Here is a 16,082-nt window from a genome sequence, read left to right on the forward strand (position 1 = left end):
TCGACGGACGGGCCACGCTACAGCCGTTCGAGCGGGTCGTCGCCACCGAGGTCGAACGGCTGGAGGTCGAATCGAAACGCGAACGGCTGGGGCTCGATACGGTACTCCAGAAGCGTCGCCGGCCCACAGCTGCCGGTCCCGAGCCCGCAGTGGTCGTGGTCGAGCGAGACGGAGACCGCCTCCCGACGCGGGAGTTCGTGGTCGTGGTCCGCCGCCGTCAGGTCGGTCGTGTCGTAGTGGTGGGCACTGAAGTCGAACGACTCGTTCCCTATAACCCGTAGGCCGACGCCACGTCGGTCGGCGAACGCCACCCACCTCGTGTCGGTCCGGTTGCCGTTCTCCTGTGGCCGGACGTACGGGGTGTGAAGCTCCGAGACGGGTCGGCTGTACCGGCCGAGCAGCGCCGCTTCCTTGCTGTCGACGTAGGACTCGCCCGGCCCGCGCCCGTACCAGGTGGCTCGGTCGAGGCTCCCGTCGAGCGCGAGGTCGAGCCCCACACGAGGTAACGAGGGGAGCATCGAGAGGTCGCCTTCGGGCTCGATGGCCGTCTCGACCGAGACGGAGCCGTCGCGTTCGATGGTGTAGGACTGTTCGACGGCGAACCCGTGGTCGTAGATCGGCGGCGCGATACGGCCGACGACGTCGACGACGACCCGTTCGCCGTCCGTCGACTCACAGGCGACCTCGTCGGCGCGGAACCCGAGTTCGTCGAGCCGCGCTTCGCGCCAGAGCTGTTCGAAGCCCACGGTTCGCACGTCCGACGCCTCGACCCTCGTCCCCGTCTCCTGCCTCCTCGTCATCCGGGAGAGAAAGGTCCGGGCGAGCGGCAGGCCGCGGTCGTTGTCCGTCGGGGCCCGCCAGAACCCGACCGTCGGACCCCGGTCGATTAGATCACGACCACGGTAGCGAAACGAGTCGATACGGCCGAACGTGTCGTCGAAGACGAGTTCGAAGGCGGGGTTCGAGACGACGATCCCCCGGTCGGTGGCGTCGCAGGTGAGCGCGCCCCGCGTCTCGCGGCTCGGTCCCGGAAGGGACCGCGTCCCGAGGTCGCTGCCCGGGAGTTCGAACTGCCCGGTCGCGACCGTGTGGCCCCGCTTCGCCCACCGCGTCCCGTGTGCGAGCGATACCTCGATGGTGAGGACGTTCTCGGCGTCCGCATCGAGGCGGTCGGGTGCGACCGGAACCTCGACCGTCGCCTCCTCGCCGGGGCCGACCGTCGGAAGCGGGAGGGAGCCGTCCTGGGTCTCGACCCCGTCGGCGCGCAGGGACCACGACGCGTCGAGGCCGTCGAGCGAGCGGAAATCGTACCGGTTCTCGACGACTATCTCCCCAAACCGGCGGCCCGCGTCGCGGAGGACGACCGGTTCGATCACCTTCTTGTACTCGACGAGCCCCGGCGACGGTTCGCGGTCCGGGAGGACGAGGCCGTTGACGTTGAAGTTCCCGTCGTTGGGTTCGTCGCCGAAGTCACCACCGTACGCGAACCGTTCGGTTCCGTCGTCGGTGCGCTGTCGGAGCCCCTGGTCGATCCAGTCCCAGACGAACCCGCCCTGGAGCTGGTCGTGTTCGTCGAAGCGGTCCCAGAACTCGCGGAGGTTCCCCGGTCCGTTCCCCATCGCGTGGGCGTACTCACAGAGGATGACGGGGTGGTCGAGGTCGTCGGCCGCCCACGCGTCGAGCTGGTCGAAGGGGGGATACATCGGCCCGATGATGTCCGATACCCGCTGGTCCTCGTCGGGTTCGTAGTGGATCGGACGCGTCGGGTCGCGCTCGCGGGTCGCTTCCGCCATCCGTTCGTGGTTGACCCCGAACCCGGACTCGTTCCCGAGCGACCAGACGATGACGCTCGGGTGGTTCTTGTCGCGCTCGATCATCCGCACCATCCGGTCGACGTAGGTCGCCTCCCAGGTCGGGTCGTCGCTGAGGTGGGGCGTCGAGCCCACCTTCTCCAGCCCGTGACACTCTAGATCCGTCTCGTCGAGGACGTAGAGCCCGTACTCGTCACAGAGGTCGTAGAACCGCGGGTCGTTGGGGTAGTGGGCCGTCCGGACGGCGTTGACGTTGTGGCGCTTCATCAGCTCGATGTCCTCCCGCATCACGGAGACGGGGACGGTACGGCCCCAGTCGGGGTGGAAGTCGTGTCGGTTGACCCCACGGACGGTTATCGCTTCGCCGTTGACGAGGAGCCGACCGTCCTCGATCGCCACGTCCCGAAACCCGACGGGTTGGCTCACGACGATCGAGGAATCACCCTCCACCACGGTCAGCGTGAGGTGGTATCGGGCGGGGGTCTCCGCCGTCCAGCGGCCGGGCTCCTCGACGACCGCTTCGAAGCGAACCTCCTCGGTCGCGCCGGGGTCGAGCGCGACGGTCGTCTCCGAGAAATCGACCCCGAGCTCCAACCCGTCCTCGTCCCGAAGGGCCGCCGTGACCCGTGCGCTCGATCTCGTCTCGCCGACGTTGCTCACGTCGGCGACGCCTCGAAGCGTCCAGTCCTCGAACTCGTCGTCGGGTTCCGTACGGATGTCCACGTCGCGAACCTGGACCGTCGGCTTCGCGGACAGGGAGACGTCCCGGAAGATGCCGCTCAGCCACCACATGTCCTGGTCCTCGAGATAGCTGCCGTTGGACCACTTGTAGACCCGGACCGCGAGGCTGTTCTCGCCCGGCGAGACCGACTCGGTGATGTCGAACTCGGAGGGGAGGCGACTCCCCTCGCTGTAACCGACCCGCTCGCCGTTCACCCAGACGTGAAACGCGGAGTCGACGCCGTCGAACCGAAGCCGGATCCGCCGCTCGCTCCAGCCCTCCGGGATCGTGAACGACCGGCGGTACAGCCCGGTCGGGTTCTCGGTCGGGACGTTCGGCGGGTCGACCGGGAACGGATAGACGACGTTGGTGTAGTGTGGCTCGCCGTGGCCCGCCGTCTGCCAGTTCCGGGGAACCCGCAGCTCGTCCCAGTCGCCGTCGTCGAAGTCCGGGTCGTGAAACCCATCGGGTGTGTCGGCCGGGGTTTCGACCAGCGAGAAGTTCCAGAAACCGTTCAGCGAGCGGAACCAGGGCGAGGCGGTTCGATCCCTCACGACCGCCGTCGTCGCGTCGGCGTACGGCACCACGGGTACGTGGGGGTCGATCCGATTCCGACCGATGACCGCCGGATCCAGCCAGTCAGCAACCATGCACACACCTCGCGGAACGGGTAGTTATTCCTTTCCACCGAACCGACTGCTACTCCACGAAATTCCCGATATCGATCCGCTCCGAGCGTACCGGTATCGGTTCGAGAAGCGAGTCGGTCGGCCGGGGTCGGAAACGAACCGGGTTCGAAACGGATCGATGGTGGGGCTGTCCTACCAACGGCTGAACGATGTAATCAAAGCAAAATACTCGATCGGCCCACATGGCGAACCTCGTTCGATTCGTTCGGTCGGGTCGGTCGTCACGGAGCGTAAAGCGAACGAAATACCTCGCTATTGGGCTCTCTCCATCCTTCAGCACAGTCCTGCCGTCACGTCCAACTAACCGATCACCTCGATGACACCGGACCACAACGTATCGATCGAGATACTGCCGTCGGGTATCCTTCGTTGCGTGATTCGGCCTTTTATCGCCTGCGAAAGCGGGGTTTCCATCTCGACGAGGAACGTTGATTCCGAGAGCTGTCGGATCTACGATCAATTCGGAAAAATCGAGTTACTTTTTCTGTTTCGACGTGTGTTCGTTCGAGATGGCTACGTCGGCTATGTGTATCGCTGTCGTCCCGTCGTCGACTACTCGCCACGACGGCATGGGTCGATGAGCGACGGTCGTCCGAAGACCTGTTCCCGGCGAGCGGTCAGTCGGCCGTGCTTTCGCTCGCCACCACGTCGCCGTCGCCGACCCCACCGGCCCACACGCCGGCCGTGAGGTCGACCGCGTCGTTCCACTTCCCGACGACGGTGCTCACCGCGAGGTCGCCGGCGACGTTGTTCATCGTGCGAAGGCGGTCGAGGAGGGGGTCGATGCCGGCGATCATCGCGATGACTTCTGCCGGTGTCGACCTACTGTTGGAGACGGCTGAGTGCGATACCGCCGATCCGACGAGCGTGTTCCCGGGGGGAACGGTTCCACCGGTTCCGTAGTCACTGGTCGACGAGCACGGCCGCGACGCCGCCGCCGACCATCGTCGGGAGAACGTAGGTCGCCCCCCGATGGATGAGGACGGCGGCGGCGATCGTGGCGACCGAGATACCGACCGTGGTCCCGTCGACGAGCGCCCCCAGAACGGCGGCCACGCCACCGAGCCCACCCGGCAGCGGGGTGATACTCGCCATCGCCCCCGCCGGGATCGCGACCAGCACGACGGCCAACGGGACGGTGTAGCCCAGCGCGTAGAGCGAGAGCCACAGCGACGTCGCCAGCCCCACCCAGCCGATCGTCGAGAAGAGCAGCGCCAGCGCCAGTTTCCGTGGGCTCGTCGCGACCCGCTCGACGGCGGCGAAGAACTCCTCGATGCGGGCTTCGAGCGCGTCGGGCTCGGGTGGGGAGACGCGTGGGAGGGCCTCGGCGGTCCGCCGGACCAGCGGCGCGAGCGTCGCGACGACGCCGTGCTCGATCCGGTAGCGGTATCGCCACCCGAGAACGGCACCGACGACCAACACCGCCGCGAACGCGACCACGGCACCGGCGGCGAGCGTGAGGTCCGTCCCGAACGTGATCGTGGTGGCGAAGTAGCCCAAACCGACCAGCGCGAGCCCGATCGAGGGGACGAAGTTGAGGGCGTCGACGCTCGCGATCGCGGCGAGGCCGGTCTCGTACTCCCGGTCGGAGGCCCGCGAGATGAGCAGCGCGCTCACGGGTTCGCCGCCGGCCTGGCCGAACGGGGTGACGTTGTTGGCGAACGTGGCGCTGGCGAAGACCAGCACGGCCGTCGAGGCGGGAACGGGTGCATCGAGCGCGTCCAGCACGGTTCGCAGCGAGAGCCCCCACGCCGTGAGCCAGCACGCCGCGACGCCGACGATCGCAACGAGGATCGTCGGCTGGCTCATGACGAGCGCGCCGTAGATCTCGTGTGGGCCGATGACCCAGATCGCGACGGCGAACGCGGCCACGGCACCGAGGAAACCGAGCGCCGTGGTCCGAAGCCGTCCACTCTCGACCATACACGTACCAACTACACAACGGGAGTATGTACTTTGCGTCTCGCTTTCGTGGCCATCCGTTCGTTCCGCGTTCACCGGACGGCCCCGAAACTGCGGAGTTCTCGGGACTAGCTGGCGAGGATTCGTTCGTTACTCCTCCCTGTCATCGTCCCCGGGGCGGTCCGATTCGGTCCATCGATCCTGGGGATCGACCGGCGCGAGCGCGTGATCGCGCTCCGCATCGGTGTAGTCGCGGTCGTCGAGGTCGAGGCTCCGCCGTCGCCAGCGTTCGCCGAGGTCCGATTCGCCTTCGGGTCCGACCCGGGCACCGTGGACGGTGAAGTAGCGGCCGTTGCGGTCCATCTTCGCCCCCTCGTAGGTGTGCTGGTCGAATATCACGTCGAACTCGCCGCCGGGTTCGAGGTCGCCGACCGGGAAGTCGTAAGCGGGTTCACGACCGGCACGCCGTGCCTCGGCGCGTTCCTGGGCGACTTTCTCGAAGTAGTCGTTCGCGTAGGTGGCCTCCCGAGTCGAGGTGGCGCGGGCGGCCGCGAGCGCGGCGTGGATCGCACAGAGGCGGCCCTCCCACTCCTCGGGGCTCCAGTGGTCGTTGGCGAGTCGTTCGTACCGATGGACGTGGAGCACGACCTCGTCGCCGGCACGGAGGTCCTCGACGACGTAGAGCGCGAGCCGGTCCCAGAGGTTCCAGGCGTAGCCCGAGCGCGCGAGCTCCCACGCGGCCCACGCCGCACACTCCTCGTCCGAGCGCCGAACCGCCTTCTGGAGCAGGCTGGAGACGGTGTATCGACTGTACCCGCCGCGGGTCTCGTGCTCGCCGAGTTCGTCGCCGAAATCGTTCGTTCGCGGCTCGTCCGCCCCGTCCCCTTCGTCGATATCCGCCTCCCCGCCGCCGAGCGTGGTCTGCGTGTCGTCGCTCATACGCACGGGAGACGAGGGGCGTACATGTGAGTGACTATCCGAAACCGAGCGTCGGCTCGGGCTGTAGGGCGTACCGTCCTACACGAATCGGAGCGACCGTGTCTCGGGGACGACCTCGATCTCGGCTCCGATCGGGAGCGGACACGTCGGGTAGGTGTGGCCGAACTCGCAGTCGAGGACGACCGGCGCGTCCGGGTTGTAGTTCCGGAAGACCTCCTCGATAGCGTTCCGCTGGCGCTCCCGGTAGTCCGCCCGCCACTCCGGCGGGTTGTCCACCGCGTGGGAGCGGGCAGCCGCCCGACCGACGAGCACCCCGTCGAACCGTTCGAGCAGCCCGCGCTCGCCGAGCGCGCGGAGGTTCGCACCGACGACCGCCGGGTCCGGAACCAGTTCGCTGGTCTCGATCGCGAGGATACACCCGTCCAGTAGCTCCTCGTCGGGCAGGTAGCGCTCGGCGAGGAACTGTTCGACGAGAACCGAGTAGTTACCGCCCCAGATCCGCCCCGAGACGGACGCCTCGCCGCCGCGCCAGAGGCGACCGTCCGACGCCTCGATCTCGCGCTTCGTCTCGATCGAACGCGGGTCGTCCCAGTCGCCGGCCTGGTCCGTGAACACCGTCGCCTCGCGCCACTCGCCGAGCGAGTCCTCGAAGAGCGCGCGGCCGAGGTACTCCTCCGTGTAGGCGAACAGCTCGCCGTCCATCGCGTACTCGGTCAGCGTCGAGCCGCCGTAGAACGAGACGACACCCTCGTTCCAGAGGAAGAGCGCCAGATTCGTGTTGTCCGACCAGCCGTAGAACCGCGTCGGGTTCGCCCGGAGCACGTCGCCGTCGAGATGAGGGAGAACCGTGATCTGGTCGTGACCGCCGATGTTCGCGACGACGGCCGCGATCTCGGGGTCGCGGAAGGCGTCCATGACGTCCGCGGCACGGACCTCGGGGTTCTTCGCGAGCCACTCCGGGTCGGCGGTGGCGGTCGGGTACTCGACCGGTTCGAGGTCGAACGCCTCGCGCATGCGTTCGAGACCCAGCTCGTAGACGAACCGGGCGCTCTCGGGCGCGTTGGATGCCGGCGAGAGGACGGCCACGCTGTCGCCGGGTTCGACCGGCGGCGGAACGACGAACTCGGGCATGGAAGCCCATTTCACGCTGCGAGTGATAATCCTTCCCAACGCGATGGCGATAGACATAGCGCTCGTCCAGTTCGAGGCCGAATCGAGTCCGGAGGAGAACCTGGCCACGGCGACGCGGTACATCGAGTGGGCGGCCGAACGCGGTGCGGACCTGGTGTTGTTGCCCGAGGTCTGGAACGTCGGCTACTTCGCGTTCGACGACTATCGGGAGCACGCGGAATCCATCGACGGACCGACGGCCACGCGGCTCGCCGACCTCGCCGACGAGCTGGGGATCCACCTCCACGCCGGCAGCATCGTCGAAGCCAGCGGCGAAGCGCTCTACAACACCAGCCTCCTCTTCGATCCGAGCGGCGAGCGGATCGGGAGCTACCGCAAGATCCACCTCTTCGGCTACGAGTCGGAGGAGAGCCGGCTCCTCACGCCGGGCGAACGGATCGAGGTGGTCGACACCTCGATAGGCACCGTCGGGCTCACGACGTGCTACGACCTCCGATTCCCGGAGCTGTATCGGGCGCTGTGCGACGCCGGCGCGGAGCTCTTTCTCGTCACCTCGGCGTGGCCACACCGGCGGCTCGACCACTGGACGCTCTTCGCGCGAACGAGGGCCGTCGAGGAGCAGGTCTTCCTCGCGGCGGCCAACCTCACCGGCCGGAACCGCGGCGTCGAACTCGCCGGCAACAGCCTCGTGGTCGACCCGTGGGGCGTTCCGCGGACGAACGCGGGCACCGACGAGGGCGTCACGCTCGCGAGGATCGACCTCGACGCCGTCGAGCGGACCCGGAACGAGTTCCCCGTTCTGGACGACCGGCGGCTCGACCCGAGCGACGAGTAGCGGAGTGACGTCGTCGCCACGATCAGATCGGAGTCACGCCGAGTTGTCGTTCCCGGGCTTCAGAGGGGAGGCACGAAGTATAGGTGGCTGGCCCTCGAACGAACGCCGTATGGGCTGGCTCCGGGAGAACGCGTTCGCCATCGCCATCGGAACGCTGCTCGTCTCCGGGGGGCTGCTGGTCGTCGTTCTCGGCTACGTGAGCCTGGTCGTCTACGCCGCGCTCACGGCGGGGGTCTCGCTCGTCGGAGTGGTCACCGACCTCGCGGTGCCGTATCTACCGGTCGTCGCGGTGCTCTTCGTCCTCCTGACCGTCTCCACCGTCGGCGTTAGCTGGGGGATACTGCGTCGACTCTCGCTCCCGAAGAGCGAACGCCTCGGCAGCGCGGCCGAACGCGCCGGCAAGCGCTATCCGGTCCTCGACGAACTCGGGGTCGCGGACTCCCTCACGCCGCCGGAGCCGACGACCGAGGAGAAGCTCGAGGAGCTGAAACGGCGGTACGTCGCGGGGGAGATAGACGAGACGACGTTCGAACGCGAACTCGACCGGTTCGTCGCGGACGACTCGGTCGACGACGAACGCGTGAACGACGAGCGGGAAGCCGCGCTGGACCGGCGCACGTCGTGAGCCGCTCGCGAACTCAGTAGTCGATCGTGGCGAACACGACCAGCACGACGACCAGCGCGAGCGCGCCGGCCCCCAGGAAGGCCTCGTCGAAGTAGCCCCAGTCGGCGATCGCCCCGAAGAGGATCGGGCTCAGTCCCCCGAGCCCGACGTACACTGTCCGAAGCGTGCCCAGATTGGTGCCCTGTGCGCCGTCCGGGAGGCGCTGGGTGAGGTCGGAGATGACGATCGTCTCGAAGCCGAGCAGCCCGCTGGCGAGCACGGTAACGAGGACGAGCAACCAGAGGTCCCCGACGAACGGCAACAGGCAGAGGGCTATCCCGGCCCCGCCCATGAACACCAGGAGTGGCGCGCGAACGCCGACCCGGTCGAACGCCCGACCGGCGACCGGTTTCAACACGATCCCGAGCGCGAAGAAGAAACCGAAGAGGACGGTCGCGGCCTGTACCGAGAGCCCCTTCTCGTCGGTGAGGTACGTCGGGTAGAACCCGATCACCGCCTGCATCACCACGCTCCAGAGAACGAGCAGCATCGTTCCGAGCAGCACGGTCGGTCGGGTGAGGGTCGAGACGACCCCGTCGAGGCCGAACGATTCGGTCGGCGACCCCGTCGAGGCGCGCTCCGGAAGCGTCACCCAGAGCCCGACAGCGGCGACCAAGAACAGCGGGATAGCGAACCCGAAGCCGAGCTGCCAGGCCGCGATGACCGCGATCGAGCCCGCGAGGGGTGGCATTACCGAGTTCCCGAGGTCGCCGGCGGCCATCGTGACCCCGGTCGCCGTCCCGAGGCGCTCCGGGTAGATCTTCTCCAGGATCGTGAACCGTGAAACGCCGTACAGCGCCGTCCCGACGCCGAACAGGGCTGTGGCGACGAACAGAACGCCGGGCGAACCCGAGACGACGACGAGCGTGAGCATCGTCGCCGCGAGAACGGAACTGACGACCAACAACAGCCGTTCACCGACCCGGTCGGCGAGGATCCCGCCGGGGAGTTGGCCGCACGCGTACGAGACCCAGAGCACCGACAGCAGGAGGCCGGCCGTGGAGAGCGAGAGCCCGTAGTCGGTGCGGAGGTAGGGCAACAACGCCGGATAGACCATCCGGAGGCTGATCGAGAGAAACCAGCCGAAAGCGACCGAGAAGAGCATCTTCTCGCGGCTGCCGCCCCAGAGGTCGGCAACCGTTCGTCTCGGTATCGAGAGCGGGTTCACGTGGGACTTGATTCTCCTGTACTTCCCTTCTCGTCGGTCGTTTTTTACGCTTGCTACATCACCAACGATGGTGGTGGTCGACGCTGACGACCGCCGAAGATGGGTTTTCCCTCGTCGGCGGGGATCACGGTTCCGTTCTCCGAACCGAGTCTCCGTACCGGTCGTTCCAGCGAGCGTCCTCACGCCGATTCGATCGCGGTCCGCCACGCCGTCGGGATCGGCCGCGAGCGTTCCGCCTCGGCGTCGTAGACCACTTGCACCGTCTCCGCGGTGGCAGCCACCGTGCCGTCTTCGAGGCGGATCTCGTACTCCATCGGGATCGACGACTCCCCGAGGTCGGGAATCGAGAGGCCGACCGTGACCGTCTGGTCCGGCGCGATGGGCTGCTGGAAGTCGACGGTCAGCGACGCGAGAACGGTCTCGACCTCAGTGAGCCCCGCGCCGACGACCTCGCGGAAGTAGTCGGCCCGCGCCTGTTCGAGGTAGGTCGCGAAGACCGCGTTGTTCACGTGCCCCATCGCGTCGATGTCGCGGAACCGGACCGCGATCGTGGTCTCGAACTCGTGTTGGGTCGTCATACGGTCGCTCGTCACGAGTCGTTTGTAACCCTGTCCATGTTCACGAGCTATGCATCGAGTTCCACGACCGGAGCGAAACGAACGAGCACCACCGAAAGGGAAATCGGGGCGCTCGACCAACGGGTGACGATGATCATCACCGAGGTCGGCGACGGCTATCGGTTCGTGACCCAGCCGGACCACGGGGCGCTCGCCGGCCGGCTGGCGGCACACTGGGGCAACGGGAGGTTCGACGAGCCCGCCCCGCGCTCGGCGGTGTGTCTCGCGGCGACCCATCACGACCACGGCTGGCACGACTACGACCTGCGGCCACACCGCGCCGACGACGGGACGCTCCGGGACTTCACGAACGTTCCCGACGAGGAGTGGGTGTCGTTCTACACACGGGGGATCGAGGCCGTCGCGGCGGTCGACGCGTACGCGGGCCTCCTGACCTCGATGCACGCGACCGGGCTCCATCGAGGTGGCTACGGGGTTCGACCGTCGATCCCCGACCAGTCGGACGAACCTCCCTACGAGTCGTTCATCGCGGAGCAGGAGCGTTTCCAGCGCGAGCGCCTCACGGAGCTACGGGACGGCCGTTACAGCCAGTACGCCGGGGAGGACGAACGGGAACTGCTCTCGGACCTCCACGAGACCGGGACCGTCGAAGAACTGGCTGCGTCCGCGGCGGGGAGTCGACTCTGGCGGAACTACCTCCTGTTGCAGACCGTCGACGTACTCTCGCTCTTCCTCTGTGGGTCGGCCTCGCTCGAACGAACGGAGATCGGCCCCGCGCCCACGGCCGACTCCGAGACGGCATCGCTCGGGATCGAACCGCTCGGGCCGTCGACGGTCGAAACGAAGCCATCGCCGTTCGATACCGCGCCGCTCGCAGTGTCCGTGCCGGCGCGAACCGTTCCCGAATTGGACCTGAATTCGACGGACGAGAGCGAGTTGGTCGCGGCGTTCTACGGTGCGGAACAGCGGTCGGTCGAGTTCACGCTCCGCTAACTGGTGGGAAAGACGGTCTTCGAGATGACGACCATCGCGCGTCGAACGCTCCACGAGCGCCAGGTTCCATCGAAGCGGCGAAAGCGAGGGACCACCGAGTTCGAAGCGGTAGTAACTACAGTCCGGAGCCCGTCCCACGACCGATGAACACCGCATGGCTGTACCTCGTCGTCGCCGGGGTGTTCGAGACCGGCTGGGCGATCGGCCTCGAACTCTCCGACGGATTCACCGACCCCCTGCCGAGCGTCGCTACGGTCGTCTCGATGGCGATCAGCGTCGTTCTCCTCGCGAAGGCGGTACAATCGCTCCCGATCGGGACGGCGTACGCGGTCTGGACCGGCATCGGCGCGAGCGCGACGGCCCTCCTCGGGATCGTGCTCTTCGGCGAATCGTCGAGCATCGCCCGGCTCGGCTTCATCGGGCTGATCGTCGTCGGCGTGATAGGGCTAGAGGTAACCGGCAGCGGAAGCGGCGTCTGAGAAACGGCTCGGTCGTCGCGGTCTCACGACCGGCGACGGACGGGGTCGTCTACCAGTCCAGGCTGCCGCCGCTCTGGTACTCCGTGACCTGGGTCTCGAAGAAGTTCTTCTCCTTGTTGAGGTCGACCTGTTCGGACATCCAGGGGAACGGGTTCTCGGTGCCGTACCGTTCGGGGAGGTTCAGCTGTTCGAGCCGTCGGTCGGCGATGTGCTCGACGTACTCGGCGAACTGGTCGGGGCTCATGCCGAGGATCTCGTCGGGACAGGCCTCGTAGGCGTAGATCTTCTCGAGGTCGACGGCGTCGGCGATGAGGTCTGCGACTTCCTCGCCGAACGCGTCGGTCCAGACACCGGGGTTCTCGGTTCGGATCTGGTTGATGAGGTCGACCCCGAAGCCGACGTGGAGCGACTCGTCGCGCATGATGTACTCGAACTGCTGGCCGATGCCGACCATCTTGTTCTGGCGTTTCAGCCCCAACATCATGGCGAAGCCGGCGTAGAAGAAGACGCCCTCCATGACGACGTAGAAGCCGACGAGGTCTCGGAGGAAGTTCCGGAGGTCCTCGTCGGTCTCGATGGTGAAGTCGTCCCGGTCGATCACCTGCGTGAGGTCGACCACGAAATCGTCCTTCTCCTTTATCGACGGCACGCGGTCGTACATCCCGTAGAGGTACTCGGGGTCGAAGCCCAGCGAGTCACAGCAGTAGATGAACGTGTCCGTGTGGATGGCCTCCTCGTAGGCCTGTCGGAGGAGGTACTGGCGACACTCCGGGGCGGTGACGTAGTCGTAGACCGCGAGCACGATGTTGTTCGCGGTGAGTGATTCGGCCGTCGAGAAGAACCCGAGGTTCCACTCGATGAGCTGGCGCTCCGCATCCGAGAGTTCGTCGCCGTTCCACTGGGTGACGTCGTCCTGCATCGGGACCTCCTCGGGCACCCAGTTGTTGTTGACCCCGGCCTCGTAGTACTCGCGCGCCCAGTCGTAGTCGATCGGCAGGATCTGATTCGGGTCGTGTTCGGCGTCGGTGTTGAGGATCGGCATTGGTGGAAGTAGTGGATAGCGGTGTTACTGACAGGCTTCGCAGGTCGGGTCCTCGACGCGACAGAGCTCGTCGCTCTCCGATTCAGGCCGGCCACCGTCGGAGGCCACTTCCTCGGAGCCACCTCTATGCTGGGTCTTGCCGTACTCGGACATGTCGAGCGTGGATTTCTCGATCTGGGAGGCCCCGAGCGTACGGAGGTAGTAGGTGGTCTTCAGCCCCAGCCGCCACGCCGTCTCGTAGACGTCCGTGAGGAGGGAGCCGTCGGTCGAGGGGAAGAAGACGTTGTGTGAGACCGACTGGTCGATCCACGTCTGGCGGTGGGCCGTCAGGTCGAGCTGGTGGCGCGGGTCGATCTCGAACGCGCCACGGTAGAGTTCCTTCATCTCGTCGGGAACGGCGTCGATCTCCTGGATCGAGCCGTCGTGGTACTTGATCCGGTCGATCATCTCCTGGTCCCAGAGGTCGCGCTCTTTCAGGTCCGAGACCAGCTGGTCGTTGATGATGGTGAAGTCACCCGACATGTTCGACTTGACGTAGAGGTTCGAATAGAGGGGCTCGATCGAGGGCGTCGTGCCGTTGATGGTCGAGACGGTCGCGGTGGGCGCGATCGCCATCGTGTTCGAGTTCCGCATCCCGTACTCGTCGACCTGCTCGCGCACGACGTACCAGTCCATCGTCTCCTCGCGATCGGTCGGGATCGTCCGACCGCGTTCGTCTTCGAGGAGGTCGACGGTGTCCTGGGGGAGCAGTCCGCGGTCCCACTTCGAACCCTCGTAACTCTCGTAGGCCCCGCGCTCCTCGGCGAGCTTCGAGGAGTTGTAGATCGCGTGATAGGAGACGAACTCCTGCCAGCGGTTGGCCTTCTCGATGGCCTCCTCCGAGTCCATCGGGACCTCGAGCTCCATCAGCGCGTCGTGAAAGCCCATCGTCCCGAGGCCGACCGGCCGGTGTTTCACGTTGGAGTTCTCGGCTCGGTCCGTGGGATAGAAACAGAGGTCGACGACGTTGTCGAGCATCCGCATCGCCGTCTCGACCGTCTCGGCGAGGTACTCGCGGTCGAGTTCCCCGTCCCGAACGTGGGTCGCGTAGTTGATGCTCCCGAGGTTGCAGACGGCGGTCTCGTCCTGACTCGTGTTGAGCGTGATCTCCGTACAGAGGTTCGAGGAGTGCACAGTTCCAACGTGGTCCTGTGGCGAACGGATGTTGCAGGGGTCCTTGAACGTCAGCCACGGATGGCCGGTCTCGAACAGCCGGGTGAGCATCTGTCGCCAGAGGTCCTCGGCGTCCATCTGCTCGTACTGGCGGAGCTCGCCGTCCTCGGCCATTCGTTCGTACTCCTCGTAGCGCTGTTCGAACGCGGACCCGGTGAGGTCGTGGAGGTCGTCGACCTCGTCCGGGCTGAAGAGGGTCCACCGCTCGCCGTTCTCGACGCGTTTCATGAACAGGTCGGGGATCCACGTCGCGGTGTTCATGTCCGGCGTCCGACGGCGCTCGTCGCCGGTGTTCCGTCGGAGGTCGGTGAACGCTGGGTAATCGAGGTGCCAGCAGGCGAGATACGCACACGCGGCCCCGCGTCGCTTGCCCGAGCGGTTGATCGCGGAGGTCACGTCGTTGCTGATCCGGAGGAACGGGATCACGCCCGTGCTCTCGACGCCGGTGGACTCGATCAGCGCGCCGGCCGACCGGAGGTTGGTCCAGTCGTTGCCGAGGCCGCCCGACCACTTCGAGAGCTGTGCGTGGTGTTTGTAGGCGTCGAAGATACCCTCCAGGTCGTCCTCGACGGTCGTCAGATAACACGACGAGAGCTGTGGGTGGGTCGACCCGCTGTGGAACAGCGTGGGCGTGGAGGGGGTGAACTCGAGCTTCGAGAGCACGTCGTAGAACTCCTTCGCGCGTGCCTGTGGGTCGTCCTCCTCCATCGCCAACCCCATGGCGATCCGCATCCAGAAGGCCTGGGGGAGTTCGAGGTGTTCGCCGTTCTGCTCGGTCTTGAGGAAGTAGCGCTGGTAGAGCGTCGACATCGCCATGTACTCGAACTTCCCGTCCCTGGCGATCTCGAGGTAGTCGGCGAGGTCTCCGAGGTCGAAGTCCTCGACGAGCCGCTCGTCGAGCAGGTCGAGGTCGACGGCGCGTTCGAGGTTCGCCGCGAACGTGTCGCGGTAGGCGCGGTCGAGGTCGAAACCGGTCAAGTCCTCGCCCAGGACCTCCCGGTAGTATCGCTGTCGGAACACCTCGCCGGCGATGCGTTTGAACGCCGGCTCACGCTCGACGCGTCCGGAGAGGGCTTGGAGCGTCGCCTGGTAGACTTCGTCGGGGCTCGCCCCCTCGTAGATGCTGTGTTCGACCTCCGCGATGAGGTCGTCGCGTGCCGCTTCGGGGAGGGCTCCTTCGTACTCGCTTCGTGCTCTATCGAGGATCGATGCAACGTCGACGGCGTTCGTGGCTTGCTGGCTCATGTGTTTGGTCGGTCGGCTGGTTCGAAATCATCGACTTCCGCATCGAGAACGGCATCGAGCTCCTGGAGGAACTCCTCGGGTTCGGAGAAGGCCTTGTAGACCGAGACGAACCGGATGTAGGCGACCTTGTCGACGTCGCGGAGGTGCTCCGAGACGAGTTCGCCGACCAGCCCCGACGAGACGATCCGCGTCTCGCGGTTCTGGAGACCCGTCTCGACTGTGTCGACGAGGTCTGTCACGGCTTCGTCGGTGACGCGGCGCTTCTCCACCGCCCGCTCGATGCCCGAACGGAGTTTGGAGCGGTCGAACGGCTCGATGGCCCCGTCGCGCTTTTTGACCTGGAGGGAGTCCCACTCGGGCCGTTCGTAGGTCGTAAAGCGAAACGAACAGCGCTGACACTCCCGACGACGGCGCACGGCCATCCGGTCGGCGCTCGTCTCGGTGTCGATGACGCGGGTTCGCTCGTCGCCACAGTCCGGGCATTGCATTGTTGTCACTCACTCCGCTGGTCGTCGCCCCACATACCGGGTGTGGGCCCGCTCGACCCCAACATCTGGTGTCCACCACACGCACATAAACCTTCCCCAACTGAGTTGCGAAGAATCAATCTGAGTTGTGCTCGATGGTTCCCGGGCGTGCTCCCACGACGCGGGACGGTCACCGCTGGTGGGCG

The 16,082-nt window shown here is 66.4% G+C and carries 13 protein-coding genes and 1 pseudogene; 4 read left to right on the forward strand and 10 right to left on the reverse strand.

Annotated features, from left to right (window positions below; translation table 11 throughout):
- Window positions 1-17: 17 nt before the first annotated feature.
- The 5 genes and pseudogenes from C447_RS11165 to C447_RS11185 form a co-directional block, all read right to left on the reverse strand.
- Window positions 18-3,182 (reverse strand): glycoside hydrolase family 2 TIM barrel-domain containing protein, encoded by a 3,165-nt coding sequence (locus C447_RS11165; RefSeq protein ID WP_007693928.1) that lies wholly within the window; start codon window positions 3,180-3,182, stop codon window positions 18-20.
- A gap of 656 nt (window positions 3,183-3,838) precedes the next feature.
- Window positions 3,839-4,078: pseudogene (locus C447_RS18790) on the reverse strand (cation:dicarboxylate symporter family transporter); the annotation flags it as partial.
- A 46-nt stretch (window positions 4,079-4,124) separates the two neighbouring features.
- Window positions 4,125-5,144, reverse strand: coding sequence for a lysylphosphatidylglycerol synthase transmembrane domain-containing protein (locus C447_RS11175; RefSeq protein ID WP_007693931.1), 1,020 nt, complete (start codon window positions 5,142-5,144; stop codon window positions 4,125-4,127).
- A gap of 129 nt (window positions 5,145-5,273) precedes the next feature.
- A complete protein-coding gene (locus tag C447_RS11180) occupies window positions 5,274-6,062 on the reverse strand; it encodes a hypothetical protein (RefSeq protein ID WP_007693933.1) in 789 nt (262 codons plus the stop codon).
- Between the two features lie 78 nt (window positions 6,063-6,140).
- Entirely contained in the window at window positions 6,141-7,193 is a 1,053-nt protein-coding gene (locus tag C447_RS11185) for a S66 family peptidase (protein WP_007693937.1), read from the reverse strand.
- Between C447_RS11185 and C447_RS11190 the strand changes: the two genes are divergently transcribed.
- Both C447_RS11190 and C447_RS11195 read left to right on the forward strand, forming a co-directional pair.
- Complete coding sequence (locus C447_RS11190; protein WP_007693938.1) at window positions 7,192-8,028, forward strand: carbon-nitrogen family hydrolase; 837 nt, start codon at window positions 7,192-7,194, stop codon at window positions 8,026-8,028. The genes C447_RS11185 and C447_RS11190 overlap by 2 nt on opposite strands.
- A gap of 109 nt (window positions 8,029-8,137) precedes the next feature.
- On the forward strand, window positions 8,138-8,653 hold the full coding sequence (locus C447_RS11195; protein ID WP_007693939.1) for an SHOCT domain-containing protein: 516 nt from the start codon (window positions 8,138-8,140) through the stop codon (window positions 8,651-8,653).
- A 13-nt stretch (window positions 8,654-8,666) separates the two neighbouring features.
- Here the strand turns inward: C447_RS11195 and C447_RS11200 are convergent, their stop codons facing one another.
- Together C447_RS11200 and C447_RS11205 are read right to left on the reverse strand one after the other, a co-directional pair.
- Window positions 8,667-9,860, reverse strand: a complete 1,194-nt coding sequence (locus C447_RS11200; RefSeq protein ID WP_007693940.1) for an MFS transporter — start codon at window positions 9,858-9,860, stop codon at window positions 8,667-8,669.
- Window positions 9,861-10,039: 179 nt separating this feature from the next.
- Window positions 10,040-10,438 carry an acyl-CoA thioesterase gene (locus C447_RS11205; protein ID WP_007693941.1) on the reverse strand — a complete coding sequence of 133 codons (399 nt, stop codon included), beginning with the start codon at window positions 10,436-10,438 and terminating at the stop codon, window positions 10,040-10,042.
- Window positions 10,439-10,567: 129 nt separating this feature from the next.
- Between C447_RS11205 and C447_RS11210 the strand changes: the two genes are divergently transcribed.
- On the forward strand, window positions 10,568-11,431 hold the full coding sequence (locus tag C447_RS11210; protein ID WP_237713470.1) for a DUF3891 family protein: 864 nt from the start codon (window positions 10,568-10,570) through the stop codon (window positions 11,429-11,431).
- A 143-nt stretch (window positions 11,432-11,574) separates the two neighbouring features.
- Complete coding sequence (locus C447_RS11215; protein ID WP_007693946.1) at window positions 11,575-11,910, forward strand: DMT family transporter; 336 nt, start codon at window positions 11,575-11,577, stop codon at window positions 11,908-11,910.
- A 49-nt stretch (window positions 11,911-11,959) separates the two neighbouring features.
- Here C447_RS11215 and C447_RS11220 read toward each other — a convergent pair whose 3' ends face one another.
- The 3 genes from C447_RS11220 to nrdR are packed head-to-tail and all read right to left on the reverse strand — an operon-like array spanning window position 11,960 to window position 15,897.
- Window positions 11,960-12,952, reverse strand: a complete 993-nt coding sequence (locus C447_RS11220) for a ribonucleotide-diphosphate reductase subunit beta (protein WP_007693948.1) — start codon at window positions 12,950-12,952, stop codon at window positions 11,960-11,962.
- 24 nt (window positions 12,953-12,976) lie between these two features.
- Window positions 12,977-15,409, reverse strand: coding sequence for a ribonucleoside-diphosphate reductase subunit alpha (locus C447_RS11225; protein WP_007693950.1), 2,433 nt, complete (start codon window positions 15,407-15,409; stop codon window positions 12,977-12,979).
- Window positions 15,406-15,897 (reverse strand): transcriptional regulator NrdR, encoded by a 492-nt coding sequence (gene nrdR / locus C447_RS11230; protein ID WP_007693951.1) that lies wholly within the window; start codon window positions 15,895-15,897, stop codon window positions 15,406-15,408. The genes C447_RS11225 and nrdR overlap by 4 nt, the downstream gene beginning before the upstream one ends.
- Window positions 15,898-16,082 lie beyond the last annotated feature (185 nt).

Origin of the sequence: Halococcus hamelinensis 100A6 (assembly GCF_000336675.1) — an archaeon.
Lineage (GTDB): Archaea > Halobacteriota > Halobacteria > Halobacteriales > Halococcaceae > Halococcus > Halococcus hamelinensis.